The organism is Micromonospora sp. DSM 45708 (assembly GCF_039566955.1).
In the GTDB taxonomy this organism is placed as follows: Bacteria; Actinomycetota; Actinomycetes; order Mycobacteriales; family Micromonosporaceae; genus Micromonospora.
The window spans coordinates 5,785,237-5,810,787 of record NZ_CP154796.1 but is presented as its reverse complement, the minus strand read 5'-3'; the positions used below and the strand labels follow the sequence as shown (position 1 = coordinate 5,810,787).

Sequence of the window (25,551 nt, the reverse complement as noted above, 5' to 3'; positions counted from 1 at the left end):
CGGGCCGGCCCGGGCGGGCGGATCGGAGCGCCTGCCGTGCGAGAGCAGGCCGTCCCGCCATTTCGGCGAGGTGGTGGGGCGGGCGGCGCCGGTGTCGCCACGCCGCCGAGTCGGCGCGGGGTCGGCCGGTCCGGCTGGCCGAGCGGGTGCGCGGGCCGGTCGAGGGGCTACCGGTACGGCTCGGGAGCGCGGGTTTTGCCGACCGGAGGCCGTGGAGGGCTCGCCCGATCCCGGCCCGCGTGCCACGATCTCTGCATGGGTGAGGTTCTGCTCCTCTTGGTCGTCGCGTTGACCGTCGCGGCAGTGGTGTTCGGAGTGACGGTGCTCGTCTCCGGGCGGGATCCGGGACTGGTGCCGGCCGAGCCGGACGGGCGGGCCGTGCCGCTGCCGGGCAGCCGCCCGCTCGACGAGTCGGACGTGACCGGGGTCCGGTTCGACACCGCGCTGCGCGGATACCGGATGGCCCAGGTCGACGTGGCGCTCCGGCGGGCCGCCTACGACATCGGCTACAAGTCCGAGCTGATCGGCGTGCTGGAGGCCGAGAACGCCGCGCTGCGGGACGGCCGGACCGAGGAGGCCGACGCGTTGCGCCGGGCGCGCGAGGAGGCCGTCGCGGCCGGGGCCGGGGCCGGCGAGGCGGGGCTTGAGACGTCGAGCGCCGCTCCGGTGACCATCGACCTGTCGGCGCCGGAGCCGGAGACCACCGCGACGCCGGCCCTCGACAAGCCCGCCGCCGAGCAGCCCGCCGCCGACCGGCCTGCCGCCGAGCAGCCCGCCGCCGACCGGTCCGCTGCCGAGCAGCCCGCCGACGACCGGCCCGCCGGGAGCCGGCCGGGAGCCATGGCCGGAGCCCGCGCCGGGGCGGCCGAGGCGGGCGTGGCGGAGGCGCCGGCCGCCGCCGCGGTCGAGGACACCACGTCCCCGGCCGGCGGGATCATCGCCGGGCCGGCCGGCGCGGGCGCGGACCGGAGCGACGCGGACGACCGGGAACGCGGGCCGGTGGCCCGCTCGGAGCCGGCGTGACCGGCGCGGAGGGCTCCGCCGGCTTCGCCGAGGCGGCCCAGCCGGGTGCCGCCGAGGTCACCGCCACGGTGATCGTCGACGCGCCGGCGGAACGCGTCTTCGCGGCGCTGACCGCGTGGGAACGGCAGTCCGACTGGATCCCGTTCACCACGGTCCGGGTGGTCGAGGGGGACGGCGGCGAGGGCAGCCTGGTCGAGGCGGTCACCGCGCTCGGTCCGGCGGTGCTGCGGGACGAGATGCGGGTGGTGCGTGTCGACGCGCCCTACGAGGTCGGGGTGGTGCACTGCGGCAAGCTGCTGCGCGGTCCGGGCGTGCTGCGGTGCACCCCGATGGACCGGGAGCGCACCCAGGTCATCTGGCACGAGTGGTTCCACCTGCCGGGCGGGGCGGCGGGCCGGGTGGCCTGGCCGGTGCTCTGGCCCGGCTCGAAGTTCGGCCTGACCCAGGCGCTGAAGAGGTTCGCCCGGCTGGTCGAGCAGGGCCGCCTGCCCTGACGGTGGCGCACGTCGACCCTGTCGGTGGGCCGCACTACCGTGTGCGACGTGACTGACCTGGTGACCGGCCCGGACGGGCTGCCCCGCTGCGCCTGGGGAGCGAGCACCCCCGACTACGCCGCCTACCACGACGAGGAGTGGGGCCGGCCGCTGCACGGCGACGACGCGCTCTACGAGCGGCTCACCCTGGAGGCGTTCCAGTCCGGCCTGTCCTGGCTGACCATCCTGCGCAAGCGGCCGGCGTTCCGGCTCGCCTTCGACGGGTTCCGGATCGAGTCGGTCGCCGGCTTCGGCGAGGCCGAGGTGGCCCGGCTGCTGGCCGACGTCGGGATCGTCCGCAACCGGGCCAAGATCGAGGCGGCGGTCGCCAACGCGCGGGCCGCGTTGGCGTTGCCCGAGGGCCTCTCCGCGCTGCTCTGGTCGTTCGCGCCCCCGCCCCGGGCGGCGCGGCCCGGGTCGTTCGCCTCGGTGCCGGCGCTCACCCCGGAGTCCACCGCGATGGCCAAGGCGCTCAAGAAGCGCGGCTTCCGCTTCGTCGGCCCGACCACCGCCTACGCGTTGATGCAGGCCACCGGCATGGTGGACGATCACCTCGCCGGATGCCACGCCAGCGGTGACCGGGCCGAGGTGTGACGACACGGCGTGATGGGATTGAGGCATGACCGACACCGAGCCACGGACGAGCGGGACGACCGACGGTGACACCACGCCGGGTGCCTGGGCGGTGCTGCTGCCCGCCGAGCGCTACCAGGCCGAGCGGTTGGTGCACCACGACGTGCTGGAGCTGACCGGGTTGCCGGGGGCGGCCCGACCGCGCCCGGGTGACCGGGTGGCGGTGCTGGTCGAGGAGCCGCTGCGGCTGGTGGCGCTCGGCCGGGTGACGCGCCCCGACGCCGGGGGCCGGGAAGACCCGGACGACCCGCAGTCCGACCCGGCGGCCGGCGCGCTCGTGGTGACGTACACCCGGCGGGCGCTCGACGAGCCGGTGCCGGTCGACGGCCCGGCCCCGGACGGCCCGGTCGCCGCGCTCGACCCGGCGCGCTGGCGGGCGCTCGCCGACCGGCTCGGTCCGCCGCCGGCCCGGCGCACCTGGCTGGTCAGCCTCGACCTGCCGATCGAGGCGGCCACCCGGGCCGAGGCGGTCCGGGTCTTCTGGTCCTACGTGCAGGAGCTGGGCCCGCGTGAGCTGCCGGCGTTCGTCTCGCCCGCCGGCGACGAGCTGGCCATGCAGGCGTTCGTGCTCGGCGTCGAGGCCAACCAGGACCCGGAGGAGGACGACTGAGCCTCAGCGGCCCTCGAAGACCGGCTTCTGCTTGTTGACGAACGCCATCGTGGCGGCCCGGTGGTCGGCGGTGCCGCCGCAGATGGCCTGCGCCTGCGCCTCGGCGGCCAGCGCGTCGGCAAGCGTGCCGGCGTCGGCGACCGAGAGCTGGCGCTTGATCGCCCCGTACGCGACGGTCGGGCCGGCGGCGAGCCGGGCGGCCAGCTCCTGCGCGGTCGGGAGCACCTGCTCGTCGTCGTCCACCAGTCGGGTGAGCAGGCCCAGCCGGCAGGCGTCCTCGGCGCCGACCGGCTCGGCGAGCATGAGCAGCTCGACCGCCTTGGCGTGGCCGACCAGCCGGGGCAGCGTCCAGGACGCGCCGGTGTCGGCGGCGAGCCCGACCCCGGCGAACGCCATCAGGAACCGGGTCTTCGGGCCGCCGATGCGGAAGTCGGCCAGGAACGCCAGCGAGGCGCCGGCCCCGGCGGCCATTCCGCGTACCGCGGCGACCACCGGCTTGGGCAGGTTGGCCAGCCGGGCGGCGATCGGGTTGTAGTGCGCCCGCACGGTGGCGAGCGGGTCGGCGTCCGCCGACTCCAGCGTCTGCACGTGCTCCCGCAGGTCCTGCCCGGCGCTGAACGAGCCGCCCGCGCCGGCCAGCACGACCGCCCGGCAGGAGCGGTCGGTCTCCAGCTCGGCCAGGACGTCCCGGAGCGCCTCCTTGAGCGCCACGTCGAGCGAGTTCATCGCCGTGGGGCGGTTCAGCGTCAGGGTGACGACGGCGTCGGTGCGGTCGACGAGCAGCGGCTCGGTCACGTTTCTAACGACCCTTCTGTCGGGCGAGGCGGTGGCTGGCGTCGAGGCACTGCTCGACGTACCGGTCGGCGGCCGGCCGGAGCCGGGCCGCGTGCCGGTCGAAGAACCCGGCCGCGCTGGTGCCGGGCCAGCGCTCGGGGAGCAGCGCCGGGGGCAGTTGCGGGTCCCGGAACAGGAAGGTACGCCACGCGTGCACGAGCCGGAACCGGGCCGCGTACGCCTCCTCGTCGCTGCTGCGGACCGTGACGCCGGACAGCAGCGGCTTCTGTTCGGCGACGAAGCGTTCGTACGCCCGGCCGATCTCGACCAGGTCCCAGGCCCGACGGACCACGCCCATGGCGCCCGGGGTGCCGGCGGCGTGCGCGGCGGTGAACCGTTCGAAGCGCACGCCCGCCTCGGCGAGCAGCAGGTCGACGTCCTCGCCGGGGCGGGTGGCGACCCAGGTGCAGTCGTCGAGCGTGCCGTAGCCCAGGAAGGTGAGGTTCGCGGCGAGCCGCTGCCGGTCCCGCCGGGAGGTGGGCGCCGTGAGGACGAGAAGATCGAACCGTCCGTCCCAACTGTGCCGACCGGTCCGGTAGATCCGGGAAGCCGCCTCGTCCAGTCGACGACCCGCTTTCGGGGTGATCGAATATCCCGGTCCGGAGGCGAGCCGGAGTGGTTCCAGCCAGCCCTGGCGGACCATCCGGGACACCGCGGTACGTACCGCCGGTGGGGCGATCCCGAGCGGCGCCAGCAGCTTGACCAGGGCGGCGACCGGTGCACGGCCACCCCGGACGCGGAGGTGGTCGCCGTACAGGTCGAAGAGTGCCGACCGTGCCTGCATGACCGCACATTGTGACAGGCCTATCCAGGATAAGCTAGATGCTGTTACATCAATGCTGCTTCGGTTTGGGTCCGGCGGTGTTCATCAGGGAAAATCGTTGGTCGACGCCTCCGCGACTGTTGCGGGTGCGATGGCGAAGTGGCTGTGGGGCAACCCACCGACCCTGGCGTAGGTCTGAGGGGAGACAACATGGCGGCGATGAAGCCGCGGACGGGCGACGGTCCGCTGGAAGTCACCAAGGAGGGCCGGGGCATCGTCATGCGGGTCCCGCTGGAGGGTGGTGGCCGGCTCGTCGTCGAGATGACTCCCGACGAGGCCACCGCGCTGGGTGACGCGCTGAAGGCGGCCGCCGGCTGATTCGAGGAGCGGTCCGCGTGGCGTCCGCCGCGCGGACGGTTCGTTCTGCCCTGAGCCACCGGCTTGCCCGGTGGCTCAGGGCCTTCCTCGGCCGGCAAGCGGCAATGCGTCCCGCTTAGAGCGTTTTCGGAGGTACGGTCCAGCGTGCTGGCCATTCGTCTGGTGAGCGGGTCGACGCGACCCGACGCCCTCGTCCTGCCCGTTCGTCCCGGTGGGCCGGACGCCCCGCCGGCGCTGCTCCCGACCGCCGTGCCACCCGGTGACGACGTCCGGGCCGAGGCGACCGCGCTGCTGCCCGCCGCCCGCCTCACCGGCGCCGCCGGCGAGGTCCGCGAACACCTGCGCCCCGGTGGCGTCCCGGGCCGGCTCTGGCTGCTCGGCGTCGGCGACGGCGACGAGCCGGGCTGGCGCTCCGCAGGCGCGGCACTGGCCCGCGCCGCCAAGGATGAGACACAGATCACGATCTCGATTCCCGACGGGTCCGAGGCGGCGCTGCGCGGCCTGGCCGAGGGACTGCTGCTCGGCGCCTACCGGTTCCGGCTCACCGAAGCCGGCGCGCGGCCCGCCCTGGCCCGGGTGGACGTGCTGGTGGCCGACCCGGACGCGCTCGCCGACACGCTGGCCGCGGCCCGGATCACCGCCGAGATGACGCGGCTGGCCCGTGACCTGACGAACACCCCGTCCTCGACCAAGCATCCGGCGTGGTTCGCCGACCAGGTGGCCGGTGCCGCCGCCGGCCGGCCCGACCTGCACCTGCGCGTGCGTGGCCCGGAGGAGCTGTCGGCCGAGGGCTTCGGCGGCATCCTGGCCGTCGGCGGCGGCTCCGCCCAGGGGCCGCGCCTGGTCGAGCTGGACTGGCGGCCAGCCGGTGCGCGTACCCACGTGGTGCTGGTGGGCAAGGGCATCACGTTCGACACCGGCGGCATCTCGATCAAGCCGGTCCCGGCCATGAAACTGATGCGCAAGGACATGGCCGGCGCCGCCGCCGTGGTCGCCGCGACGCTGGGCGCCGCCGCGCTGCGCCTGCCGGTCCGGGTCACCACGCTGGCCCCGCTGGCCGAGAACATGGTCAGCGGCTCCGCGTTCCGCCCCGGCGACGTGATCCGCCACTACGGCGGGCTGACCAGCGAGAGCACCAACTCCGACGCCGAGGGGCGGCTGGTGCTCGCCGACGCGCTGGCGTACGCGGTCCGGGAGCTGAAGCCCGACCTGCTGGTCGACCTGGCCACCCTGACCGGCGCGAACGCGGTCGCCCTGGGCAAGCGGCACGCCGCGCTCTACGCCGACGACGACGACCTGGCCGGCGACCTGCTGGCCGCGATCACCGCGGCCGGCGAGCGGGCCTGGCGGATGCCGCTCCCCGACGACTACCTGGAATACCTGGCCAGCGACGTCGCCGACCTGCACAGCTCCCCGGCCCGGGGCGCCGGCTCGGTGGTGGCCGCGCTCTTCCTCCGCGAGTTCACCGGCGACCGGCGGGACCGCTGGGCGCACCTGGACATGTCCGCCCCGTCCTGGTCCGACGACGTGCACGGCGAGCTGGTTAAGGGCGCCACCGGCTGGGGCGTACGCGGGTTGCTGCGCTGGCTGGCGACGCTGGGCTGACCGGGCGGCGTCAGCTCTTCACGGCGGCGAGCAGCCCGTGGCCGACCGGCAGCAGCGCGGGCACCCAGTGCTCCGACTCGCGGATCGCCTTGATGGTCTCCCGCACCGTCACCGTCTCCACGTCCCGCGCGGCCGGATCACCGATCCGGCCGGCGGCCAACGCGCCGTTGAGGGCGAGCACCCCGCCGGGGCGCAGCAGGCGCAGCGCCGCGTCCACGTACGCCGCGAAGCCGGGCCCCGGCGCGTCCGCGAAGACCAGGTCGTAGACGCCGTCCGCGAGACGCGGCAGCACGTCGAGCGCCCGACCGGTGATGATCCGGGTACGCCCCGACGGGAAGCCCGCCTCCTGGAACAGCCGCCGGGCGATGCGCTGGTATTCCACCTCCACGTCGATCGTGGTGAGCACGCCGTCGGGGCGCATGCCGCGCAGCAGCCACACGCCGCTGACCCCGGTGCCGGTGCCGATCTCCACCACCGCGCGGGCGTTGCCGGCGGCGGCGAGCAGGCGCAGCGCGGCACCGGCGCCGGGCGTCACCGCCTCCACACCCACCTCGTGGGCGAGGGCGCGGGCCGTGCGCAGCACGATGTCCTCGGTGACGTACGACTCGGCGAACTGCAACGCCTGGGCCGTCGAACCGCCGGGACCGGCGACCGTGGCGATGGGGCACCTCCTGGGGGCGGGCTGGTACGAGGGTCGGTTGGCACTGTGAGCGTAGAGGCGAGCCGGTACGCGCGCAGCCGCGAGGCGGCCCCTCGGGCGATCACGGCCGGCAACCCCTGACTCCACCCGGGACATCCGTGCAATCCTGGATGGGTCCCGCGCGTCTCGGTCGTCCGGCTCCGCCGACGTCCGGCGCGGGGCGCGCGGGACGAATGTGGGAGGCACGGACGTGACCGACGGCTGGGACTGGCGCCGGCCCGGCGGGTCCGGCGCACCGGTGGGAGGGCCGGTGCCCGGGCAGCCACCGCCGAGCGCCGGGGGTGGCACGACGTCGCCCTGGTGGTCCGACGCGCTGGCCGACCCGTGGCGGGACCCGTACGCGCCCGCGGCCGTGGTGGTCCCGGCCGCCGCGCCCGCCGGTGCGGGTGAGCCGGAGCCGGTCACCGACCCGGACGCGCCGACCCGGCCGGGGCTGCGCCAGGTGGTGCTGATCTCGCTGATCACCGCGCTGCTGGCCGGCTCACTGGGCAGCGCCCTGACCTACGCCTTCCTGCGCGGCGGCAACGTGCCGACGCTGGGCGCGCAGGCCGGGCAGGCCCCGGCGCTCGCCCAGCGCAAGCCGGAGTCGCTGGCCGGGGTCGCCGAGCGGGTGCTGCCCAGCGTGGTCACCATCCGGGTGGCCAGTCTCGGCGGCACCAGCGAGGGCTCCGGCTTCGTGGTGAGCACCGACGGGCACATCGTCACCAACGACCACGTGGTCGCGGACGGCCCGGGCCGGGCCACGGTGGTCTTCAACGACGGCAGCACCGCCGCCGGCACGGTGGTCGGGCAGGACCCGGAGTCGGACATCGCGGTCATCAAGGTCACCCGGAGCGGGCTGACGCCGGTGCAGTTCGGCGACTCGGACGCGCTCGCGGTGGGCGACCCGGTGCTCGCCATGGGCTCGCCGCTGTCGCTCGCCAACACGGTCACCGCCGGCATCGTCAGCGCGCTGGACCGCACCATGCAGGCGGGTGAGCCGGGCGGACCGACCCGCTACTACGCGGCGATCCAGACCGACGCCGCGGTCAACCACGGCAACTCCGGCGGCCCGCTGGTGGACGGGGCGGGGCGGGTGGTCGGCGTGAACTCGACGATCAAGTCGTTGGTGGCCGACGGGCAGGAGGCCGGCAACATCGGGCTCGCCTTCGCCATCCCGATCAACCAGGCCAAGCGCGTCACCGAGGAGATCATCGGCACCGGCAAGGCCCGGCGTACGGTGATCGGGGCCCAGGTCGGCGGCACCGGCGCCACCGGCGGCGGGGTGCGGCTCAACGCCGTCGAGCCGGCCGGCCCGGCGGCGGCGGCCGGGATGCGCACCGGGGACGTGGTCCTCCGGCTGGACAACCACCCGATGACCGATCCGACCGACCTGGTGGCGCTGGTGCGCAAGTACGCGCCGGGTTCGGTGGTGACGGTGGAGTACCGGCGCGGGTCGGCCCGGCAGAACACCTCGGTGACGCTCGCCGCGGACGCGAAGTGAGGACCGGCGACCCCCTCCCGGAGGGCCGCCTTCCGTGCGTAGTCTTGCCCTGACACGGACGAGGAGGCCGGAGTGTTCGAGAACCTGAACTGGTGGGAGATCGGCGCCCTGCTGCTCCTGGCGTTGTTGATCTTCGGGGACCGGCTGCCCAACGTGATCAACGACGGCCTGCGGATGGTGCGCAACCTGCGGAACATGGCGCGGAACGCGACCGGCGACCTGAGTCGCGAGCTGGGGACGGACATCCAACTGGAGGATCTGCACCCGAAGGCGTTCATCCGCAAGCACCTGCTCAGCGAGGACGACGAGCAGGCGATCCGGAAGCCGCTCCAGAGCATGTACGACAACCTGCGCTCGGACGTCACCGGCGTGCACGACGAGCTGAAGGACGTGGCCAAGGCCGCGGACCTGCGGAACCCCACCGCCCGCCCGGCGGTGGCGACCCCGACCGCCCCCGCCACCCCGCCTGCCCCCGCCCCCCGCCCCTCCTACGACGACGCCACCTGACCCCCACCCCACGGGATCCGCGGGGGAGGGGTCAGGGAAGTGGGTCAGCGGCCGGCGGGCTTGAGGCCGAGCGGCTTGCCGAGCAGGGACTCGCGGCGTACGGCGAGCCGGTCGGCCACCTCGAACATGGCCTTCGCGGCCGGCGCGTCCGGCTGGGTCAGCACGATCGGCTGGCCGGCGTCGCCGCCCTCGCGGACCCGGGTGTCCATCGGGATCTGCCCCAGCACCGGCACCTGCGCGCCGATGGTCCGGGTCAGCGACTCGGCCACCGCGGCACCGCCGCCGGCACCGAAGACCTCCATCCGGGAACCGTCCGGCAGTTCGAGCCAGGACATGTTCTCGATCACACCGACCACCCGCTGGTGGGTCTGCAACGCGATGGCGCCGGCCCGCTCGGCCACCTCGGCGGCGGCTGCCTGCGGGGTGGTGACCACCAGGATCTCCGCGTTCGGCAGCAGTTGGGCCACCGAGATCGCGATGTCGCCGGTGCCCGGCGGCAGGTCGAGCAGGAGGACGTCCAGGTCGCCCCAGTAGACGTCGGCGAGGAACTGCTGGAGCGCGCGGTGCAGCATCGGGCCGCGCCAGACCACCGCCGCGTTGCCGGGGGTGAACATGCCGATCGAGATGACCTTCACGCCGTGCGACTGCGGCGGCATGATCATGTCCTCGACCCGGGTCGGCGCGCCGTCGGCGCCGAGCATGCGCGGCACCGAGTGGCCGTAGATGTCGGCGTCCACCACGCCGACCGACAGGCCGCGGGCGGCCAGCGCGGCGGCCAGGTTGACCGTGACGCTGGACTTGCCGACGCCGCCCTTGCCGCTGGCCACCGCGTAGACGCGGGTCCGCGAGCCGGGCTGGGCGAACGGGATCACCGGCTCGGCGGTGCCACCGCCGCGCAGCTTCGACTGCAACTCCTGGCGCTGCTCCGGGCTCATCACCCCGAAGATGATCTCGACGTGGCTCACCCCGGGCACCGCCCCGACCGCGGCGGTGATGTCGGTACGCAGCTTGTCCTTCAGCGGGCAGCCGGCCACGGTGAGCAGCAGCTCCACCCGCACCACGCCGTCGTCGTCCCGCTCCGCGGAGCGGACCATGCCGAGTTCGGTGATCGGCCGGCGGATCTCCGGGTCGTTGACGGTGGCCAGCGCGGCCTGGATCGCGTCGGAGACGGTGCTGACGGGTGCTGACATGCCCGTAATGCTACGTCGGGCTCTGGTGGCGGACGTCGTGGGCGTGGTCACCGTCGAGCTCGTCGCGGGGCTCGTCGAGCGGGCCGCCACCGGGCGGTCGCCGCGCCCCTCGGTCCTGCTGTCCCCGCTCGTGCTGCCGCCGTTGCAGCTTGCGCCGCCGCTCGGCCGCCTCGTCCAGCTCCTCGGCCAGCCGGGTCAGCTCGGAGCGGAGGAAGTCCCGGGTCGCCACCTCCCCCATCGCGATCCGTAGCGCGGCGATCTCCCGGGCCAGGTATTCCGTGTCGGCCTTCTGCATGGTGGCCCGCCGCCGGTCCTCGTCCAGCGAGACCCGGTCCCGGTCCGCCTGCCGGTTCTGCGCGAGCAGGATCAGCGGGGCGGCGTACGAGGCCTGGAGGGAGAGCACCAGGGTCAGGAACGTGAACGTGTACGGGTCGAACCGCAGGTGCGCCGGGGCCAGCGTGTTCCACAGGAACCAGGCGGCCAGGATCAGCGTCATGTAGACCAGGAAGTTGGCCGTGCCCATGCCCCGGGCGATGCCCTCGGCCCAACGGCCGAAGGAATCCGCGTCGATCCGGGGCAGGTGCAGGCCCCGGGGGGCGCGTGGCTGGTCGAGCCGCTCGCCGCGTCGCTGCTCACTCATCGTCCACGGTCCCGTCGTCGGTGGCGGACGGGGTCGGTGCCGCGTCCCGGTCCCGCCAGTCGCGCGGCAGGGAATGGTCCAGCACGTCGTCCACCGTGACGGCGCCGACCAGCCGGTTGCTCCGGTCCACCACCGGCATGCCCACCATGTCGTAGGTGGCCATCCGGCGGGTGATCTCGGTCAGCGGGGTGGACGTCCGGAGCGGGTCGATGTCGTTGACCACGATCCCGCCGAGCAGGTCGGCCGGGGGCTCGCGGAGCAACCGCTGGAAGTGAACCATACCCAGGTAACGCCCGGTCGGCGTGGTCAACGGCGCGCGGGTCACGAAGACCTGCGCGGCCACGGCGGGCGAGAGCTGCACCTCCCGGATCCGGGCCAGGGCCTCGGCGACGGTGGCGTCCGGTGGCAGGATCACCGGCTCGGAGGTCATCACGCTGCCGGCGGTGCCCGAGGCGTACCGCAACAGCTGGCGCACCGGGTCGGCCTCGTCCGGCTCCATCAGGTCGAGCAGCACGTCCTGCTCCGGCGGGGGCAACTCGTTGAGCAGGTCGGCGGCGTCGTCCGGATCCATCTCCTCCAGCACGTCGGCGGCCCGTTCCCGGTCCAGCGCGGCCAGGATCTCCACCTGGTCGCGCTCGGGCAGCTCGCTGAGCACGTCGGCGAGACGCTCGTCGTCGAGCGCGGCGGCCACCTCGTTGCGTCGGGCGTCGGGCAGGTCCTGGAGCGCGTTGGCCAGGTCGGCCGGGCGCATGTCCTCCAGCACGGCGAGCAGGTTGGCCGTACCCCGGTTGTTGTCGCCCACCGCGCCGAGGCCGCGGACCCGGTCCCACTCGACCTGGTGCAGGTGGCCGCGGCGGGTGAGCCGGCCGGTCTGCTCGCGGACGGCGACCCGGGTCAGCGCCCACTCGCCGCCGCGGCTGTGCTCCATGGCGACGTCCACCACCGAGCCGGCCTGCCCGCCCTCGAGCTGGACCCGCCGGTCGAGCAGTTCCTGGAGCACCAGCAGCTCATTCGGTCGCTTCTCGAACCGGCGCAGGTTGAGCGTGCCGCTGCCGAGCACCACGGCGTCCGGGTCGATCGAGGTGATCCGGTTGATGGAGAGGAAGATGCGGCGCCGCATTGGCATCTCGGCGACCAGCCCCACCACCTCAGGCGGTCGTTGGGTCGGACGCATCCGGGCGACCGCGTCGCGGACGCGGCCCACCTGGTCGCCGTTCGGGTCGAAGACGGCGACTCCGGCGAGTCGAGCGATGTAGACCCGGTTCGGCGTGCTCACGGGGACCAGCCTAAGGGCCTACTCTCTAACAGCATGTCGACCTTGGCCTACGAGATCGTGGACGTCTTCACCGACCGCCCGTTCGCCGGCAACCCGCTGGCCGTGGTGTTCGGCGCGGAAGGGCTGGCCACCGAGCAGATGCAGGCGCTCGCGCTGGAGTTCAACCTGTCCGAGACGGTCTTCGTGCTGGCACCCACTCAGGCCGGTGCGACCTACCGGGCCCGCATCTTCACCCCGACCGACGAGCTGCCGTTCGCCGGGCACCCGAGCGTGGGCGCCGCGGTGACCGCCGGCCGGCGCGGCCTCTTCGAGTTGGGCCGGGTCACCCAGGAGTGCGGCGCCGGCGTGCTGCCGATCGAGGTGACCGCGACCGGCGCGACGCTGACCGGCGGCACCCCGACGCTCGGCCCGGAACTCGACCCGGAGCCGCTGCTGGAGATCGCCGGCCTCACCGCGGCCGACCACGCCGGCCCGCCGCCGCGCGTCGCCGGGTGCGGCCTGGAATTCCCCTACCTCCCGGTACGTCCCGACGCGGTGGCCCGGGCGCGGCTGAACACGGCGGCTGCGGAGCGGTACGGCGTCGAGCACGTCAGTCTCTTCTCCTGGGACCCGGAGTCGCAAACCGCGCACGCCCGGGTCTTCGTGCCCGGGATCGGCGTCCCGGAGGACCCGGCCACCGGCTCGGCCGCGCTCGGGCTGGGCGTCTGGCTGGTCGCCAGCGGCCTGCTGCCGGGCGAGGGCCGGACGTCGTACGCGGTGCGCCAGGGCATCGAGATCCACCGGCCCTCGTCGCTGGCCTGCACCGTGACCGCGGCCAGCGGGACGGCGGTCGGCGCGACCGTCTCCGGTCAGGTGATGCCGGTGGCCCGTGGCGAGATCGCCGTCCCGCCGTTCATCGGCTGAGCCGCCCTCGCTGCCCCCGCCGCCCCCGCTGCGCCGCCGCGCCCGCTGGCGGAGCGATCCGGGCTTGCCGGGGGTATGGCGGGCTGAGGGCCAAGCAGGCCGAGTGGGCTTGGCGGGCCTGGTTGGCCGGCCGCCTGATCCCGGACTGGGGCTGGCCCGCCGGTCCGTCCACGCGCGGGTGGTCAGCGCGGAAGGGACTACTCGCCCGCCTACAAACTTGATGGCGTAGATGGTTCAGCGGCGCGGTCGGCGGGAGCCGGCGCGCTCGCCAACCGGCGATCCATCCGCGCCATCAAGTTCCTAGTCTCCGAAGCAGAGCCTGGACGGCCCGCCTGGTTCCCGCGCAGGCCCGTTCGCTTGGCCTCGCCCGGCTGGCCGAGCTTCGGCCCGAGCGGGCCTTCGTCTGACAGTCCCGCACGGCAGCCCGAGCGGCCCTCGTCAGGCAGTCCCGCACGGCAGCCCGAGCGGCCCTCGTCAGGCAGCCTCGCACGGCAGCCCCGCACGGCAGCCCCGCGCGGCAGCCCCGCCCGACGGGGCGTCCGGCTGGACAGGGCGGCCGTCCGCCGGCCCGAATGGGCGCGGGATGCGGGAGGATGGCGGGGTGAGCGACGAGGTGGACGAGCGGGTGACCCCGCCACTGGTGGACGAGGCGGTGAAGAAGGCCGCCGTCTGCTGGGTGAGCGTGTCGGGCGGCCCGGCGTACGCGTTGTGGTGCCTGCCGCTGGACGGCGCGTTGCTGGTGGTGACCGGCCCCGGCGAGCAGGCCGCGCCCGGGCTGGCCGACGCCGACGGGGCCGACGTCACGCTGCGCGGCGATCACGGCGGGCGGATCGTGAGCTGGCCGGCGCGGGTGACGCGGCTGCGGCCCGGCACCGAGGAGTGGGACACCGTCGCGCCGCTGGTCGCGGCGAAGCGGCTCAACGCGTCCGGCTCGGCGGCGGAGCTGGTGGCGCGCTGGGTGGCCGGGGGCTGCGCGCTCAACCGGCTCACGCCGGCCGGCAGCGCGGTCAGCGGCGCCGACCTGCCGGACGGTTCGTTGGCCGAGCAGCCCCGCCCGACGCCGGCGGTCCGCGCCGTCCGTAAGCCGTTCCGCCTGCACCGGGTCCGCCGCCGCTGACCGCGGAGCCCGCGTCGCGCACCGGCGCGCAGCCCGGCCGCGCGGCGGTCAGCGGGCAGCACGGCAGCGGGGCGCGGGTCAGTCGCCCAGCGGCGTGGGGTCGACGGGCACGGGCACCGGCTCGGTGCGCCGGCCGGCCCGCGCGCCGCCGAGCACGACCACGGCGACGCCGACCAGCAGCAGCGCCAGCCCGGGCAGGGCGAGCGGCCGGGGTAGCTGCCCCAGCCAGACCCAGCCGATCAGCGCCGCGCCCGGCGCCTCCAGCAGGATCAGCACGCTGACCGTGGTGGCGGAGACCCGGTGCAGCGCGTAGTTGAACATCGAGTGCCCGAGGAGTTGGGCACCGGCCACCAGGCCGAGGACGGCCAGCCACGTCCCGCCGTCCCAGCCGTGCAGGGGTACGCCGCCGACCAGGCAGACCACCAGCAGGACCAGCGCGCAGACGCCGTAACAGACGGTGGTGTAGCCGGTGGTGCTGATGCTCGCCCGGGCCCGCTCGCCGAGGGCGGTGTAGACGGCCGCGAACAAGCCGCCGGTCACGGCCAGCAGGTCGCCGGCGAAGGCCCGGCCCGAGACGGCGAAGTCGGCGCCGGTGGCGAGCACCGCGCCGAGCACCGCCACCGCGATGCCGGCCCAGACCGCGGCCGGCAGCCGGCGTCCCTGCCAGCGGGCGATCAACCCCTGCCACACCGGCTGCGTCGCGCCCAACGCGGTCGCTGCCGCGACCGAGGTGAGCTTCGCGCTCGGCATCCAGGTGGCGAAGTGGGCGGCCAGCGCCACCCCGGAGAGTACGCAGTACAGCCCCTCCCGACGGCTCGGCCCGACCAGGAGCGCCCGGAGTTCGGCCCGTCGACGGGTCACCGCGACCGGACCGAGCACCGCCACCGACAGCGCGTTGCGCCAGAACGCGATGGCCAGGGCCGGCGCGGTGGCGAACGCCACCAGCGGCGCGGAGGACGAGACGGCGGCGACGGCCAGCGCGAGCGCGCCGACGGTCGGCGCGTCGAGCGGCGGGCGGTGTGGAGCGGGGTGCACGGCTACGATCATGCGCGTGTTCCACGCGGTGCTGTTCGACTTCTTCGGCACCCTGACCCACAGCGTCCGGCGCGGAGCCGCCCACCACGCCATCGCGGAGCAGCTCGGCTGTTCCACCGAGGCCCTGGTCGAGGTGCTCGACCGCAGCTACTACGAGCGCGCCAGCGGGTTCTTCGGCAACGCCGAGTCGACCATGCGGTGGGTCTGCGCCCAGGTCGGCGTACGCCCCTCGGACGCGGCGGTACGCGCCGCCGTCGCCTCGCGGCACCGGGCCGTCCGGGCCGACACCCGGCTGCGCGTGGAGGCGGTGCCGGTGCTGGCCGCGCTGCGCGGCCGGGGCGTACGCACCGGGCTGGTCAGCGACTGCACCCACGAGTTGCCGGCGTTCCTGCCCCAGCTCGCGGTCGCGCCGCTGCTCGACACCGGGGTCTTCTCGGTACGGCTCGGTCGCTGCAAACCCGACCCGGCGCTCTACCTGGCCGCCTGCCACCGGCTCGGCCGCGCCCCGGCCGACTGCCTCTACGTCGGCGACGGCGGCAGCCAGGAACTCAGCGGCGCGGAGCGGGCGGGGCTGCGCGCGGTCCGGCTCGCTGCTCCCGACCTCGCCGGCCACCTGGTCTTCAACGCCGACCACGGGTGGGACGGGCCGGTGCTGACCTCGCTCACCGGCGTGCTCGACCTGCTCGGTCCGGTCGCCGTCGGCTGATGCCGGTCGGCCGAACTGTGGCCGAACCGGTCACCGGAGGGGCCGGCGTGCACGACAGTGCGGGAGTGGAGGCAGAGCGGGACGGCGCGGAGGAGCCGGGCACCGTGGTCACGCCGTCGGCCGAGTTCCCGCCGCTCGGCACCGAGGAGCGGGCCGCGCTCGGCCGGATCGGCACGCGCTGGCACGTCCCCCGCGAGGCCGGCGACCTGCCCGTCGACCCGACGCTCGGCCGGCGCGGGCGCCGGCCCCGGCCCACCCGGTTCGGGCGGTTGGCCCCGATCGACCTGTTCACCGTGGCGCAGCCGGACGAGGTGGTCGCCACCGGGCCGGCGTACCTGCCCGGCAACCGGGCCGGCCGGGCGGCCACCCGGCTGCGCCGGACCCTGATCGGCCCGCCGCTGGCCAGCAGCTCGGTGCTCTACGAGCGGATGCGCAAGCTGGTCGCGCTGCCGGTGCTCTCCTCGGACCTGCTCAGCTCCGTCGCGTACGGGCCGGAGGCGATGCTCGCCGTGCTGGTGCTGGCCGGCGGCGCCGCGCTCGGGCTGGCGCTGCCGCTGGCCGCGCTGCTGGCGGTGCTGATGGTCGCGGTCGGGCTCTCCTACCGGCAGACCATCCCGGCCTATCCGCACGGCGCCGGGTCGTACATCGTGGCCGGGGACAACCTCGGGCGTACGGCGGGACTGGCCGCCGCGGCCGGGCTGATGCTCGACTACGTGCTGACCGTGTCGGTGTCGGTGGCCGCCGGCGTGCACGCGGTCACCTCGGCGCTGCCGGCGTTCACCAGGTGGACCGTGCCGCTCGGGGTGCTGGTGATCGCCGTACTGCTCGCCGGCAACCTGCGCGGCGTACGCACCGCCGGCAACATCTTCGTACTGCCCACGTACGCGTTCGTGGTGGTGGTCCTCGCGGTGCTGGCGGTCGGCTACGCGAAGGCCGCGGCGCGGGGCTTCGCGCCGGTGCCGCCGCCGGCGGTGCCGGCCGCGGAGGGGCTGGGGCTGCTGCTGGTCCTGCGCGCCTTCTCCTCCGGCGCGGTGTCGATGACCGGCATCGAGGCGGTCTCCAACGCGGTGCCCGCGTTCCGCCCGACGGAGTGGCGCAACGCCCGCACCACGCTGGGCTGGATGGTCGCCATGCTGGTCACGCTCTTCGCCGGTCTGGTCGGGCTGATCCACCTCGACGGCCTGGTGCCCCGGGGGGACGAGACGTTGCTGTCCCAACTCGGCCGCGTCACGTTCCCCACCGGCCCCGGGTACGCGATCCTCCAGGCCACCACCGCGCTGATCCTGCTGCTGGCCGCGAACACCGCGTTCAACGACTTCCCCCGGCTGTTGTTCTTCATGGCCCGGGACGGTCACGCGCCGCGCCGCTTCCTGCACATGGGTGACCGGCTGGCGTTCAGCAACGGGCTGGTCGCGCTCGCGCTCGCCGCGGTGGCGGTCTTCGTCGCGTTCGGTGGGCACACCCAGACGCTGATCCCGCTCTACGCGGTCGGCGTCTTCCTCGCGTTCACGCTGTCGCAGGCCGGGATGGTGGTGCACTGGCGACGCCGGCGCGGGCGGGGCTGGCGTCGCCGGCTCGCGGTGAACGCCGTCGGCGCGACGCTCTCCGGGCTGGTGCTGGTGACCGCCGCGGTCGCCAAGTTCGCCGAGGGCGCCTGGGTGGTGGTGGTCGCGGTGCCGCTGCTGGTGCTGCTGTTCCGCCGGATCCACCGGCACTACGCCACGCTGCACCGCGCGCTGGCGCTGCATCCGCCCCCGTCCGCCGGGCCGCCGGGCCCGGCCGGGTCCGCCGAGGGCGAGGAACTGCCACAGCAGGTACGCCACCTGGTCATCGTGCCGGTGGCCCGGCTGAACCGGGCGTCGCTGCGGGCGCTGGCGTACGCGGCCTCGCTGGGCCGGCCGACGCTGGCCGTGCACATCGCGCCGGAGGAGCCCGAGGCGGACCGGTTCCGGGACCAGTGGCGGGCCTGGGGCGACCACCTGCGGCTGGAGACGATCGTGTCGCCGTACCGGTCGGTGATCGGGCCGCTGGCGCACTACCTGGAGGCGCTGCACGCCGCGCGCCCGGAGCTGACGCTCACCGTGATCGTGCCGGAGGTGGTGCTGCGCCGGCGTCGGCACCGGTTGCTGCACAGCCGCGCCGAGCAGCGGCTGCGCGCCGCGCTGCGGGCGCTGCCCGGCGTGGTGGTGACGAGCGTCCCGGTGCACGTGTCGCAGTGACGCCTCAGACGTCGTGGACCTCCAGCACGCGCGTGCTGGGGGCGGCGTCGCCCAGCACGGCCCGCAACGCGGCGCGCTCCGGGTCGACCAGGAACGCGTCGAGCCCGTCGCGGGCGGCGAACCGGATCACGTGCACCTCGGTCTCCCCGTCCCCGGTGCGCAACCGTCGCTCCAGCCGGCCGCCGTGCCGGCCGAGCAGCGCCAGCACCGCGTCCTCGTAGCGCCGGCCGGCGTCGGCGTCGGCGCTCAGGTCGACCAGCGCGACCAGCAGGACCTCGTTCCCCGTCGTCATGGCGTCGAGTGTCCCAGCCGGCCGGCCGTCGCGGCGTCCCTCAGCGTCCCGGCCGGCCGACCGAAGCGGGGTCCCTCAGCCGGCGAGGCCGACGGCCTCGACGCTGGCCGTCCAGAGCCGGGCCGCCAGCGCCGGGTCGGCCGCCTTGGGGCGCGGCCGGTGCGGCCGGCGGTCGGCGTAGTAACCGCCGTCGGTCAGCCGGGACGGGTCCTGGCCGGCGAGCCAGACAAGCGTTTCCGCGCCCTTCTCCGGGGTGCGGAACGGCAGCAGCCGCATGCCGAGCGCCACCACCCGGCTCTCGTTGCCGAACCGGGTGCTGACCACGCCGGGGTGGAACGCGTACGCCCGCACCCGCGGCCAGCGGCGGGCCGCCTCGGCGGTGAACAGGATGTTCGCCTGCTTGCTGGTGCCGTACGCGCGGAACGGCCGGTAGTGGCGCAGCGCGGCGTTGAGGTCGTCCGGGTCGAGCACGCCGCTGCGGTGCGCGTTGGAGGCGGTCACCACCATCCGGCGCACCCGGTCGGCCAGCAGGTTGCTGAGCAGGAACGGGGCGAGGTGGTTGGCCTGCATGCTCAGCTCGAACCCGTCGACCGTGGTGACCGGTTCGAGCACGATCGCGCCGGCGTTGTTGGCCAGCACGTCGATCCGGTCGTAGTTCGCGCGCAGCCGCTCGGCGAGCCCGCGTACGTCGTCGAGCACGGCGAAGTCGGAGCGGAACAGCTCCGGCTGCTCGCCGCTGGACTCGCGCACCCGCTCCCCGGCGGCGCGCAGCCGGGCCGGGTCCCGGCCGACCAGCACCACCTGGTCACCGCGGCGGGCCAGCGCGACGGCGGCGGCCAGCCCGATGCCCGAACTGGCGCCGGTCAGCACCACGATCCGACGCTCAGTGAGATCTTCCACAGGTCCATTCACCCCGGTCACGGCACGAGGTTACCGTGACGTAGCCCTGCCCTTTGGGATCGTTAAGTTCTCGACATCCACCGCCGCGTCGGCGTGCTGCCGCCGGACGCTGATAGGAGCGCATCCATGGTCGCTGTCGGTCGCCCCCGCCGGTCCTGCCTGGCGGTACCCGGGTCCAGCGTCAAGATGCTCGGCAAGGCCCAGGGCCTCCCCGCCGACCAGGTCTTCCTGGATCTGGAGGACGCGGTCGCCCCGCTGGCCAAGCCGGACGCGCGCAAGAACATCGTGGCCGCGCTGAACGAGGGGGACTGGGCCGGCAAGACCCGCGTGGTCCGGGTGAACGACCTGACCACGCCGTGGACCTACCGGGACGTCATCGAGGTGGTCGAGGGCGCCGGGGCGAACCTGGACTGCATCATGCTGCCGAAGGCGCAGAACGCCGAGCAGGTGCACTGGCTGGACCTGCTGCTCACCCAGATCGAGAAGACGCTCGGCCTGGAGGTCGGCCGGATCGGCATCGAGGCGCAGATCGAGAACGCCGCCGGGCTGGTCAACGTGGACGCCATCGCCGCCGCCTCGCCCCGGGTCGAGACGATCATCTTCGGCCCGGCCGACTTCATGGCCTCGATCAACATGAAGTCGCTGGTGGTCGGCGCGCTGATCCCGGACTACCCGGGCGATCCCTACCACTACATCCTGATGCGCATCCTGATGGCCGCCCGGATGCACGACAAGCAGGCCATCGACGGCCCGTTCCTCCAGATCCGCGACACCGACGCGTTCCGCGAGGTGGCGAAGCGCTCGGCCGCGCTGGGCTTCGACGGCAAGTGGGTGCTGCACCCGGGCCAGATCGACGCCGCGAACGAGGTCTACTCGCCGGCGCAGGCCGACTACGACCACGCCGAGCTGATCCTCGACGCGTACGACTACTACACGTCCGAGGCGGGCGGGAAGCTGGGCGCGGTGATGCTCGGCGACGAGATGATCGACGAGGCGTCCCGCAAGATGGCGCTGGTGATCGCCGCCAAGGGCCGGGCCGCCGGGATGACGCGTACCTCCTCGTTCACCCCGCCCTCGGCGTGACCGCGCGCCGGGCCGCCCCGCGCCGAAGGGCGGCCCGGTCGCCTCAGTAGCTGCTGCTGGAGCTGTCCGCGTTGATGGCGATCGCGATCATCACGATGTAGAAGATGATGCCGGCGACCAGCAGGGCGGTGAGGATCCAGCCGACGATGATGGCCGCCTTCGCCATGCCCTCGCCCTGTTCACCGGTCTCCCGGATCTGCCGCTGGGCCACGTGCCCCATGATCGCGCCGATCGGCGCGGTGATGCAGGAGGTGAAGCCCACCAGCGAGAGCACCAGCGCCACGATGGCCAGCGTGTTCGTCCGGCTCGCCGGCGCGTAGCCGGGGTACGCGCCGGGCGGCGGGTACGTCCCGGGCGGCGGATACCCGGCCGGCGGGTAGCCGGCCGCCGCGTACGGGTCGCCGGGCGGGGGCGCGTAGGGCGACTTCCCGACCGCGTACGGATCCTCGGGCGCGTAGGGGTCGACAGGTGGGCTCGACTGCGGCCCGGCCGAGGGGTCGTGCCAGCCACCGGGCGGTGGGGGATAGCTCATCTGATCATCTCCAGGTACGTGGTCCGGGTCAGGGTAGCCACCACCGGGAAACCCGGAGCACCCCCTTTCCGGGTGCCGCGTTGCCCGGAAGGTCCACAGCGGGCAGGATCCTCGACATGGCACTTGACGCGCGTGGGGGTCGGTCGCGACGGGACACGAGCCGGCCGGGGTCGGTGCGCCGCCCGCGCGCCGGGGAGCCGGCGGGCGCCGACGACCAGGAACGGGCCGCGCCGCTCCCGGAGCCGGCCACCATGCGGCTGGACGGCCGGGTCGCGTTGGTGACCGGCGCGGGCAGCGCGGACGGCATCGGGTACGCGACCGCGCGCCGGCTGGCCGACCTGGGCGCCCGGGTGGCGATCGTGTCGACCACCCGGCGCATCCACGACCGTGCCGAAGAGCTGGGCGTGACCGGCTTCGTCGCCGACCTCACCGACGAGTCGGAGGTGGGCGCGCTCGCCGACGCGGTGGCCGAGCAGCTCGGCGACGTCGAGGTGCTGGTCAACAACGCGGGCCTGGCCAGCCGGGCCAGCCCGGAGGTGCTGCGGCCGGTGGCCCAGTTGACCTACGACGAGTGGCGCGGCGAGATCGACCGCAACCTGACCACCGCGTTCCTGTGCAGCCGCGCGTTCATCAACGGAATGTCCGAACGCGGCTGGGGGCGGATCGTCAACCTGGCCGCCACCGCCGGGCCGGTCAACGCGTTGCCCACCGAGGCGGGCTACGCGGCGGCCAAGGCCGGCGTGGTGGGGCTGACCCGGGCGCTGGCGATGGAGATGATCGCCGACGGGGTGACCGTGAATGCGGTGGCGCCGGGCATCATCCACACCGCCGCGTCCACCATGGCCGAGATCAAGCAGGGGCTCGGCACGCCGGTGGGTCGTCCCGGCCTGCCGGACGAGGTGGCCGCCGCGATCGCGTTCCTCTGCTCGCCGGCCGCGTCGTACATCACCGGGCAGATGCTGGTGGTCGACGGCGGCAACAGCGTGCGGGAGGCGCAGTTCCGCTGAGCGTCAGTAGCCGTTGTTGTCCGCGTTGGCCCAGATCGCCAGCCCGATCCAGCCGCAGCAGGCCAGCAGGCCGAGCGCGGTGAAGACGTAGCTGAGGATCAACCCCCAGGTGGCGAGCTGGTCGCCCTCCTCGCCGGTCTGCCGGATCTGCCGCTTGGCCAGGTGGCCGCAGACGATGCCGGCGGGCGCGAAGACGAACGCGAAGACCAGCGACAGGATGGCGAGCACGTTGGGGCCGCCGCGCGGGCGCGGGCCCTCACCGGGCGGGCCGTACTGGCCGTAGGGCGGCTGCGGGGCGTACGGCGGCTGCTGCCCCCACTGCGGTTGGTGCCCGTACGGCGGTTGTTGCCCGTACGGCTGGCCGCGGTCCGGTGGCTCGTACGGCGACGGTGGCTGCTCGTCGGTCACGCCGGCCCCCTCGGTAGCAGGTCAACCGCCCTCTCTCTTGCGGACGCTACCCGCAGCGGTGAACCTTTTCACAGCGGTTGTGTGGACTGGTCACCTTGGCGCGGCCGGTTGCGGGGCCGATACTGACCGAGCGTTCAGTTACCCATGAGTAATGCGCCGACCCCGGAGGCTGAGATGGCCCGACTCGCCCAGACGCCCGGCCTGACCGACGTGCAGCGGTCGATCCTGGAAACGGTCCGGGAGTTCGCCGACAAGGAGATCGTTCCGCACGCCCAGCGGCTGGAGCACGCCGACGAGTACCCCACCGACATCCTCGACGGGATGCGCGAGATGGGGCTGTTCGGCCTCACCATCGACGAGGAGTACGGCGGCCTCGGCGAGTCCCTGCTGACCTACGCCCTGGTGGTCGAGGAGCTGTCCCGGGGCTGGATGTCGATCTCCGGCATCGTCAACACGCACTTCATCGTGGCGTACCTGATCTCGCAGCACGGGTCCGCGGACCAGAAGGCCCGCCTGCTGCCGCGGATGGCCACCGGCGAGGTGCGCGGCGCGTTCTCGATGTCCGAGCCGGAGTGCGGCTCGGACGTGTCGGCGATCAAGTCGAGGGCGGTCCGCGACGGCGACACCTACGTGCTCAACGGCCAGAAGATGTGGCTGACCAACGGCGCGTACTCGTCGGTGGTGGCCACCCTGGTCAGGACGGACACCGGGGCCGACTCGGTCTACGGCAACATGAGCACGTTCCTGCTGGAGAAGGAGCCCGGCTTCGGTGAGACCGCGCCCGGCCTGACCATCCCCGGCAAGATCGACAAGATGGGCTACAAGGGCGTCGAGACCACCGAGATGGTGCTCGACGGCGTCACCGTGCCCGCCTCCGCCGTGCTCGGCGGCGAGGAGAAGGTCGGTCGCGGCTTCTACCAGATGATGGACGGCATCGAGGTCGGCCGCGTCAACGTGGCGGCCCGCGCCTGTGGCATCTCGATCCGCGCGTTCGAGTTGGCCGTCGCGTACGCCCAGCAGCGCAAGACGTTCGGCCAGCCGCTCGCCCGGCACCAGGCGATCGCGTTCAAGCTCGCCGAGATGGGCACGAAGATCGAGGCCGCGCACGCGCTCATGGTCAACGCGGCCCGGCTCAAGGACGCCGGCCAGCGCAACGACGTCGAGGCCGGCATGGCCAAGCTGCTCGCCTCGGAGTACTGCGCCGAGGTGGTCCAGGAGGCGTTCCGCATCCACGGCGGCTACGGCTACTCCAAGGAGTACGAGATCGAGCGCCTGATGCGCGAGGCCCCGTTCCTGCTCATCGGCGAGGGCACCTCGGAGATCCAGAAGACCATCATCTCCCGTGGCCTGCTCAAGGAGTACAAGCTTTGAAGGACGGGCCCCCTCTTATCGTTTCCGGTGGAGAAGGGCCCCCTCTCAACGCTTCGGCCGGCGTGTGACGGGGTCGGCGGCAAGGTGTCGGCGGGCGTGCTCGACAAGCGCGGCCGGGTCGTCCGCGTACATTCGGATCTCCCGGACCGGGGTGCTCGGCCCGCTCGGCAGCAGCACCGACAGCGGTTCCCGCAACACCAGGTCGATCGCCGTCTGGCTGCCGACGCCGAAGATGAGCACCGTGGGGTCGTCCTCGTCGTACCGGACCGCCCGGCTGGACGGCAGCGACCGGCGGCGGACCGCCACGTCGGCGACGGCGGCCCACGGGATCGTGACGTCGAGCGAGACACCGTTGCGCACCCGCAGGCCGTCGCCGTCGACCACGTGCGGGTGGATCCGGAGGCTGGCCATCAGCCCGAACATCCACAGCAGACCCCAGACGCCGAGCCCGACGGCGGCGTGCCGGATCGTCGGCGAGTCGACGGTGTGCCGCAGGATCACGTCCAGGATCGGAATCTCGATCGCGGACATGACGAGGAAGGCCAGCAGGATCGGCTGTACGCCGCCGACGTAGGCGAACGTCGTCGCGTCGGGCGCCACCGGGTAGGGGCGGCGCAGCACCCACCGGGCCAGGCTGCGCCACATGCCCCACTCGTACGCCACCACCCGTCGGATCAGCCTCATCGTCAGCCCTCCTCCCTTTTTGCAATACAGTTGCAAGGTAAAGGCGACCCGGCCTACGTGTCAATGCAGTTGTATTGTGAAAACATGGGGGGATGCCGAAGCGGGTGGACCACCGGGAGCGCCGGGCGCTGATCGCGGACGCGTTGATGCGGGTCGCGGCCGAGCAGGGGCTGGAGGCGGTCAGCCTGCGACAAGTGGCCGCCGCGGCCCAGGTCAGCACCGGGATGGTGCAGCACTACTTCCGTACCCGGGACGAGATGATGGTCTTCGCGCTCGCCGTGGTGAGCGAGCGCAACGAGACCCGGGTCCGTCAGGCGGTCGAGGCGCTCGGCGTGACGCCGCCACCCCGGGCGTTGCTCCGGGCCATGCTGACCGAACTGCTGCCGCTAGACGAGGAACGGCGGGCGGACGGCCGGGTGGCCCTGGCCTTCCTCGCCTACACCGCCGTCCGGCCGGCCGTGGCCGCTGCGCTGCACGACGACACCGCCGCGCTGCGGGCGTTCGTCGCCGGTCAGCTCGCCCGGTCACCGCTCGCCGCGGACGGCCGGGTCGACCCGGAACCGGCCGCGGTCGGCCTGCTCGCCGTGATGGAGGGGCTCGGCATCCACGTGCTCGGCGGCCACTACCCCCCGGAGACCGCGCTGGCCGCGCTCGACGCCCAGCTCGACCTGCTCTTCGGGGCCGAACCGCCGGCCGATGCGGTCAGCCGCGCCGGGTCAGGCCGGCCGCAGCCCGCTCCACGATGAGGCACCTGTCCTCGACGTAGTCGATGCCGGCCGCCTCGGCGATCCGGCGCGCCTCGGCCGAGAGGATTCCGAGCTGCAACCAGACCGCCGGCGCGCCGATCGCCACCGCCTGCCGGACCACCTCGACCGCGTCCCCCGCCGGGCGGAACACGTCCACCAGGTCGACCGGGTGCGGGATGTCGGCAAGCGTCGGGTACGCCTTCTCGCCGAACAACTCGTCCACCGTCGGGTTCACCGGGATGATCCGCCACCCGTGCCGCTGCATCTCCAGCGGCACCCGGTGCGCGGCCTTGCCCGGGTCGCGGGAGGCCCCGACGACGGCGATCACGGCGGAGTCGGCGAGGAGCTGCTGGGCGGAACGCATTCACCGAGA

At 74.1% G+C, this 25,551-nt stretch carries 29 protein-coding genes; 16 read left to right on the top strand and 13 right to left on the bottom strand.

What is annotated here, in order from left to right; all coding sequences use genetic code 11:
* Positions 1–255 precede the first annotated feature (255 nt).
* Genes VKK44_RS31065 through VKK44_RS25080 form a run of 4 tightly spaced genes read left to right on the top strand, consistent with a single transcriptional unit; the run spans position 256 to position 2,799 of the window.
* Complete coding sequence (locus VKK44_RS31065; RefSeq protein ID WP_458351568.1) at positions 256–1,023, top strand: DivIVA domain-containing protein; 768 nt, start codon at positions 256–258, stop codon at positions 1,021–1,023.
* Positions 1,020–1,517 carry an SRPBCC family protein gene (locus VKK44_RS25090; protein WP_343443654.1) on the top strand — a complete coding sequence of 166 codons (498 nt, stop codon included), beginning with the start codon at positions 1,020–1,022 and terminating at the stop codon, positions 1,515–1,517. Before VKK44_RS31065 ends, VKK44_RS25090 begins: the two co-directional genes overlap by 4 nt.
* 48 nt (positions 1,518–1,565) lie before the next feature.
* Positions 1,566–2,150, top strand: a complete 585-nt coding sequence (locus VKK44_RS25085; RefSeq protein ID WP_343443653.1) for a DNA-3-methyladenine glycosylase I — start codon at positions 1,566–1,568, stop codon at positions 2,148–2,150.
* A gap of 25 nt (positions 2,151–2,175) precedes the next feature.
* Entirely contained in the window at positions 2,176–2,799 is a 624-nt protein-coding gene (locus VKK44_RS25080; protein WP_343443652.1) for a hypothetical protein, read from the top strand.
* 3 nt (positions 2,800–2,802) lie between these two features.
* Here the strand turns inward: VKK44_RS25080 and VKK44_RS25075 are convergent, their stop codons facing one another.
* Positions 2,803–3,594, bottom strand: coding sequence for an enoyl-CoA hydratase/isomerase family protein (locus VKK44_RS25075; RefSeq protein ID WP_343443651.1), 792 nt, complete (start codon positions 3,592–3,594; stop codon positions 2,803–2,805).
* Positions 3,595–3,598: 4 nt separating this feature from the next.
* Positions 3,599–4,417 carry a PaaX family transcriptional regulator gene (locus VKK44_RS25070; RefSeq protein ID WP_343443650.1) on the bottom strand — a complete coding sequence of 273 codons (819 nt, stop codon included), beginning with the start codon at positions 4,415–4,417 and terminating at the stop codon, positions 3,599–3,601.
* A 189-nt stretch (positions 4,418–4,606) separates the two neighbouring features.
* On the opposite strand from VKK44_RS25070, the gene VKK44_RS25065 reads away from it, so the two are divergent.
* Entirely contained in the window at positions 4,607–4,774 is a 168-nt protein-coding gene (locus tag VKK44_RS25065; protein ID WP_013283866.1) for a DUF3117 domain-containing protein, read from the top strand.
* Positions 4,775–4,918: 144 nt separating this feature from the next.
* Entirely contained in the window at positions 4,919–6,379 is a 1,461-nt protein-coding gene (locus VKK44_RS25060; protein ID WP_343443649.1) for a leucyl aminopeptidase family protein, read from the top strand.
* A gap of 10 nt (positions 6,380–6,389) precedes the next feature.
* Here VKK44_RS25060 and VKK44_RS25055 read toward each other — a convergent pair whose 3' ends face one another.
* Positions 6,390–6,998, bottom strand: coding sequence for an O-methyltransferase (locus tag VKK44_RS25055; protein ID WP_343443648.1), 609 nt, complete (start codon positions 6,996–6,998; stop codon positions 6,390–6,392).
* A 256-nt stretch (positions 6,999–7,254) separates the two neighbouring features.
* On the opposite strand from VKK44_RS25055, the gene VKK44_RS25050 reads away from it, so the two are divergent.
* Together VKK44_RS25050 and VKK44_RS25045 are read left to right on the top strand one after the other, a co-directional pair.
* Positions 7,255–8,562 carry a S1C family serine protease gene (locus VKK44_RS25050; protein WP_343443647.1) on the top strand — a complete coding sequence of 436 codons (1,308 nt, stop codon included), beginning with the start codon at positions 7,255–7,257 and terminating at the stop codon, positions 8,560–8,562.
* A gap of 72 nt (positions 8,563–8,634) precedes the next feature.
* Positions 8,635–9,069 carry a Sec-independent protein translocase family protein gene (locus VKK44_RS25045; RefSeq protein WP_343443646.1) on the top strand — a complete coding sequence of 145 codons (435 nt, stop codon included), beginning with the start codon at positions 8,635–8,637 and terminating at the stop codon, positions 9,067–9,069.
* A 44-nt stretch (positions 9,070–9,113) separates the two neighbouring features.
* On the opposite strand, the gene VKK44_RS25040 is transcribed toward VKK44_RS25045, so the two are convergent.
* The 3 genes from VKK44_RS25040 to VKK44_RS25030 are packed head-to-tail and all read right to left on the bottom strand — an operon-like array spanning position 9,114 to position 12,175.
* Positions 9,114–10,259, bottom strand: coding sequence for a P-loop NTPase (locus VKK44_RS25040; RefSeq protein WP_343443645.1), 1,146 nt, complete (start codon positions 10,257–10,259; stop codon positions 9,114–9,116).
* 10 nt (positions 10,260–10,269) lie between these two features.
* Positions 10,270–10,899, bottom strand: a complete 630-nt coding sequence (locus VKK44_RS25035) for a DUF1003 domain-containing protein (RefSeq protein ID WP_343443644.1) — start codon at positions 10,897–10,899, stop codon at positions 10,270–10,272.
* Entirely contained in the window at positions 10,892–12,175 is a 1,284-nt protein-coding gene (locus VKK44_RS25030) for a magnesium transporter MgtE N-terminal domain-containing protein (protein WP_343443643.1), read from the bottom strand. The genes VKK44_RS25035 and VKK44_RS25030 overlap by 8 nt, the downstream gene beginning before the upstream one ends.
* Before the next feature lie 33 nt (positions 12,176–12,208).
* Between VKK44_RS25030 and VKK44_RS25025 the strand changes: the two genes are divergently transcribed.
* Both VKK44_RS25025 and VKK44_RS25020 read left to right on the top strand, forming a co-directional pair.
* Positions 12,209–13,078, top strand: a complete 870-nt coding sequence (locus tag VKK44_RS25025) for a PhzF family phenazine biosynthesis protein (protein ID WP_343443642.1) — start codon at positions 12,209–12,211, stop codon at positions 13,076–13,078.
* 583 nt (positions 13,079–13,661) lie between these two features.
* Entirely contained in the window at positions 13,662–14,195 is a 534-nt protein-coding gene (locus VKK44_RS25020; protein WP_343443641.1) for a hypothetical protein, read from the top strand.
* Positions 14,196–14,273: 78 nt separating this feature from the next.
* Here the strand turns inward: VKK44_RS25020 and VKK44_RS25015 are convergent, their stop codons facing one another.
* Positions 14,274–15,242 (bottom strand): DMT family transporter, encoded by a 969-nt coding sequence (locus VKK44_RS25015; protein ID WP_343443640.1) that lies wholly within the window; start codon positions 15,240–15,242, stop codon positions 14,274–14,276.
* Between VKK44_RS25015 and VKK44_RS25010 the strand changes: the two genes are divergently transcribed.
* On the top strand, positions 15,241–15,936 hold the full coding sequence (locus VKK44_RS25010; RefSeq protein ID WP_343443639.1) for an HAD family hydrolase: 696 nt from the start codon (positions 15,241–15,243) through the stop codon (positions 15,934–15,936). The genes VKK44_RS25015 and VKK44_RS25010 overlap by 2 nt on opposite strands.
* A 65-nt stretch (positions 15,937–16,001) precedes the next feature.
* Entirely contained in the window at positions 16,002–18,155 is a 2,154-nt protein-coding gene (locus VKK44_RS25005; protein WP_343443638.1) for an APC family permease, read from the top strand.
* A 4-nt stretch (positions 18,156–18,159) separates the two neighbouring features.
* Here VKK44_RS25005 and VKK44_RS25000 read toward each other — a convergent pair whose 3' ends face one another.
* Both VKK44_RS25000 and VKK44_RS24995 read right to left on the bottom strand, forming a co-directional pair.
* On the bottom strand, positions 18,160–18,447 hold the full coding sequence (locus VKK44_RS25000; RefSeq protein ID WP_343443637.1) for a DUF1330 domain-containing protein: 288 nt from the start codon (positions 18,445–18,447) through the stop codon (positions 18,160–18,162).
* A 75-nt stretch (positions 18,448–18,522) separates the two neighbouring features.
* Positions 18,523–19,347: an SDR family NAD(P)-dependent oxidoreductase gene (locus tag VKK44_RS24995; protein WP_343443636.1), complete on the bottom strand. Its 825-nt coding sequence runs from the start codon at positions 19,345–19,347 to the stop codon at positions 18,523–18,525.
* A gap of 126 nt (positions 19,348–19,473) precedes the next feature.
* Between VKK44_RS24995 and VKK44_RS24990 the strand changes: the two genes are divergently transcribed.
* The gene (locus VKK44_RS24990; protein WP_343443635.1) at positions 19,474–20,430 is read left to right on the top strand and encodes an HpcH/HpaI aldolase/citrate lyase family protein; all 957 of its coding nucleotides are present in this window, start codon (positions 19,474–19,476) and stop codon (positions 20,428–20,430) included.
* Between the two features lie 43 nt (positions 20,431–20,473).
* Here VKK44_RS24990 and VKK44_RS24985 read toward each other — a convergent pair whose 3' ends face one another.
* Complete coding sequence (locus VKK44_RS24985) at positions 20,474–20,962, bottom strand: DUF4190 domain-containing protein (RefSeq protein WP_343443634.1); 489 nt, start codon at positions 20,960–20,962, stop codon at positions 20,474–20,476.
* Positions 20,963–21,078: 116 nt separating this feature from the next.
* On the opposite strand from VKK44_RS24985, the gene VKK44_RS24980 reads away from it, so the two are divergent.
* The gene (locus tag VKK44_RS24980; RefSeq protein ID WP_343443633.1) at positions 21,079–21,969 is read left to right on the top strand and encodes an SDR family NAD(P)-dependent oxidoreductase; all 891 of its coding nucleotides are present in this window, start codon (positions 21,079–21,081) and stop codon (positions 21,967–21,969) included.
* 3 nt (positions 21,970–21,972) lie between these two features.
* Here the strand turns inward: VKK44_RS24980 and VKK44_RS24975 are convergent, their stop codons facing one another.
* Positions 21,973–22,377, bottom strand: a complete 405-nt coding sequence (locus tag VKK44_RS24975; RefSeq protein ID WP_343443632.1) for a DUF4190 domain-containing protein — start codon at positions 22,375–22,377, stop codon at positions 21,973–21,975.
* A gap of 174 nt (positions 22,378–22,551) precedes the next feature.
* On the opposite strand from VKK44_RS24975, the gene VKK44_RS24970 reads away from it, so the two are divergent.
* Complete coding sequence (locus VKK44_RS24970) at positions 22,552–23,748, top strand: acyl-CoA dehydrogenase family protein (RefSeq protein ID WP_343443631.1); 1,197 nt, start codon at positions 22,552–22,554, stop codon at positions 23,746–23,748.
* A gap of 45 nt (positions 23,749–23,793) precedes the next feature.
* Here the strand turns inward: VKK44_RS24970 and VKK44_RS24965 are convergent, their stop codons facing one another.
* Positions 23,794–24,432, bottom strand: coding sequence for a hypothetical protein (locus tag VKK44_RS24965; protein WP_343443630.1), 639 nt, complete (start codon positions 24,430–24,432; stop codon positions 23,794–23,796).
* A 92-nt stretch (positions 24,433–24,524) separates the two neighbouring features.
* Between VKK44_RS24965 and VKK44_RS24960 the strand changes: the two genes are divergently transcribed.
* The gene (locus tag VKK44_RS24960; protein ID WP_343443629.1) at positions 24,525–25,178 is read left to right on the top strand and encodes a TetR/AcrR family transcriptional regulator; all 654 of its coding nucleotides are present in this window, start codon (positions 24,525–24,527) and stop codon (positions 25,176–25,178) included.
* Here VKK44_RS24960 and VKK44_RS24955 read toward each other — a convergent pair.
* A complete protein-coding gene (locus VKK44_RS24955) occupies positions 25,135–25,542 on the bottom strand; it encodes a CoA-binding protein (protein WP_343443628.1) in 408 nt (135 codons plus the stop codon). The two genes, VKK44_RS24960 and VKK44_RS24955, sit on opposite strands and share 44 nt — an antisense overlap.
* Positions 25,543–25,551: the final 9 nt, after the last annotated feature.

Bases quoted from the DNA above. Each gene is read 5' to 3' on its own strand.
- VKK44_RS31065 (WP_458351568.1), top strand. From the start codon at position 256: ATGGGTGAGGTTCTGCTCCTCTTGGTCGTCGCGTTGACCGTCGCGGCA.
- VKK44_RS25080 (WP_343443652.1), top strand. From the start codon at position 2,176: ATGACCGACACCGAGCCACGGACGAGCGGGACGACCGACGGTGACACC.
- VKK44_RS25070 (WP_343443650.1), bottom strand. From the start codon at position 4,417: ATGCAGGCACGGTCGGCACTCTTCGACCTGTACGGCGACCACCTCCGC.
- VKK44_RS25065 (WP_013283866.1), top strand. From the start codon at position 4,607: ATGGCGGCGATGAAGCCGCGGACGGGCGACGGTCCGCTGGAAGTCACC.
- VKK44_RS25040 (WP_343443645.1), bottom strand. From the start codon at position 10,259: ATGTCAGCACCCGTCAGCACCGTCTCCGACGCGATCCAGGCCGCGCTG.
- VKK44_RS25035 (WP_343443644.1), bottom strand. From the start codon at position 10,899: ATGAGTGAGCAGCGACGCGGCGAGCGGCTCGACCAGCCACGCGCCCCC.
- VKK44_RS25025 (WP_343443642.1), top strand. From the start codon at position 12,209: ATGTCGACCTTGGCCTACGAGATCGTGGACGTCTTCACCGACCGCCCG.
- VKK44_RS25020 (WP_343443641.1), top strand. From the start codon at position 13,662: ATGCGGGAGGATGGCGGGGTGAGCGACGAGGTGGACGAGCGGGTGACC.
- VKK44_RS25010 (WP_343443639.1), top strand. From the start codon at position 15,241: ATGCGCGTGTTCCACGCGGTGCTGTTCGACTTCTTCGGCACCCTGACC.
- VKK44_RS25015 (WP_343443640.1), bottom strand. From the start codon at position 15,242: ATGATCGTAGCCGTGCACCCCGCTCCACACCGCCCGCCGCTCGACGCG.
- VKK44_RS25000 (WP_343443637.1), bottom strand. From the start codon at position 18,447: ATGACGACGGGGAACGAGGTCCTGCTGGTCGCGCTGGTCGACCTGAGC.
- VKK44_RS24990 (WP_343443635.1), top strand. From the start codon at position 19,474: ATGGTCGCTGTCGGTCGCCCCCGCCGGTCCTGCCTGGCGGTACCCGGG.
- VKK44_RS24985 (WP_343443634.1), bottom strand. From the start codon at position 20,962: ATGAGCTATCCCCCACCGCCCGGTGGCTGGCACGACCCCTCGGCCGGG.
- VKK44_RS24980 (WP_343443633.1), top strand. From the start codon at position 21,079: ATGGCACTTGACGCGCGTGGGGGTCGGTCGCGACGGGACACGAGCCGG.
- VKK44_RS24970 (WP_343443631.1), top strand. From the start codon at position 22,552: ATGGCCCGACTCGCCCAGACGCCCGGCCTGACCGACGTGCAGCGGTCG.
- VKK44_RS24965 (WP_343443630.1), bottom strand. From the start codon at position 24,432: ATGAGGCTGATCCGACGGGTGGTGGCGTACGAGTGGGGCATGTGGCGC.
- VKK44_RS24960 (WP_343443629.1), top strand. From the start codon at position 24,525: ATGCCGAAGCGGGTGGACCACCGGGAGCGCCGGGCGCTGATCGCGGAC.
- VKK44_RS24955 (WP_343443628.1), bottom strand. From the start codon at position 25,542: ATGCGTTCCGCCCAGCAGCTCCTCGCCGACTCCGCCGTGATCGCCGTC.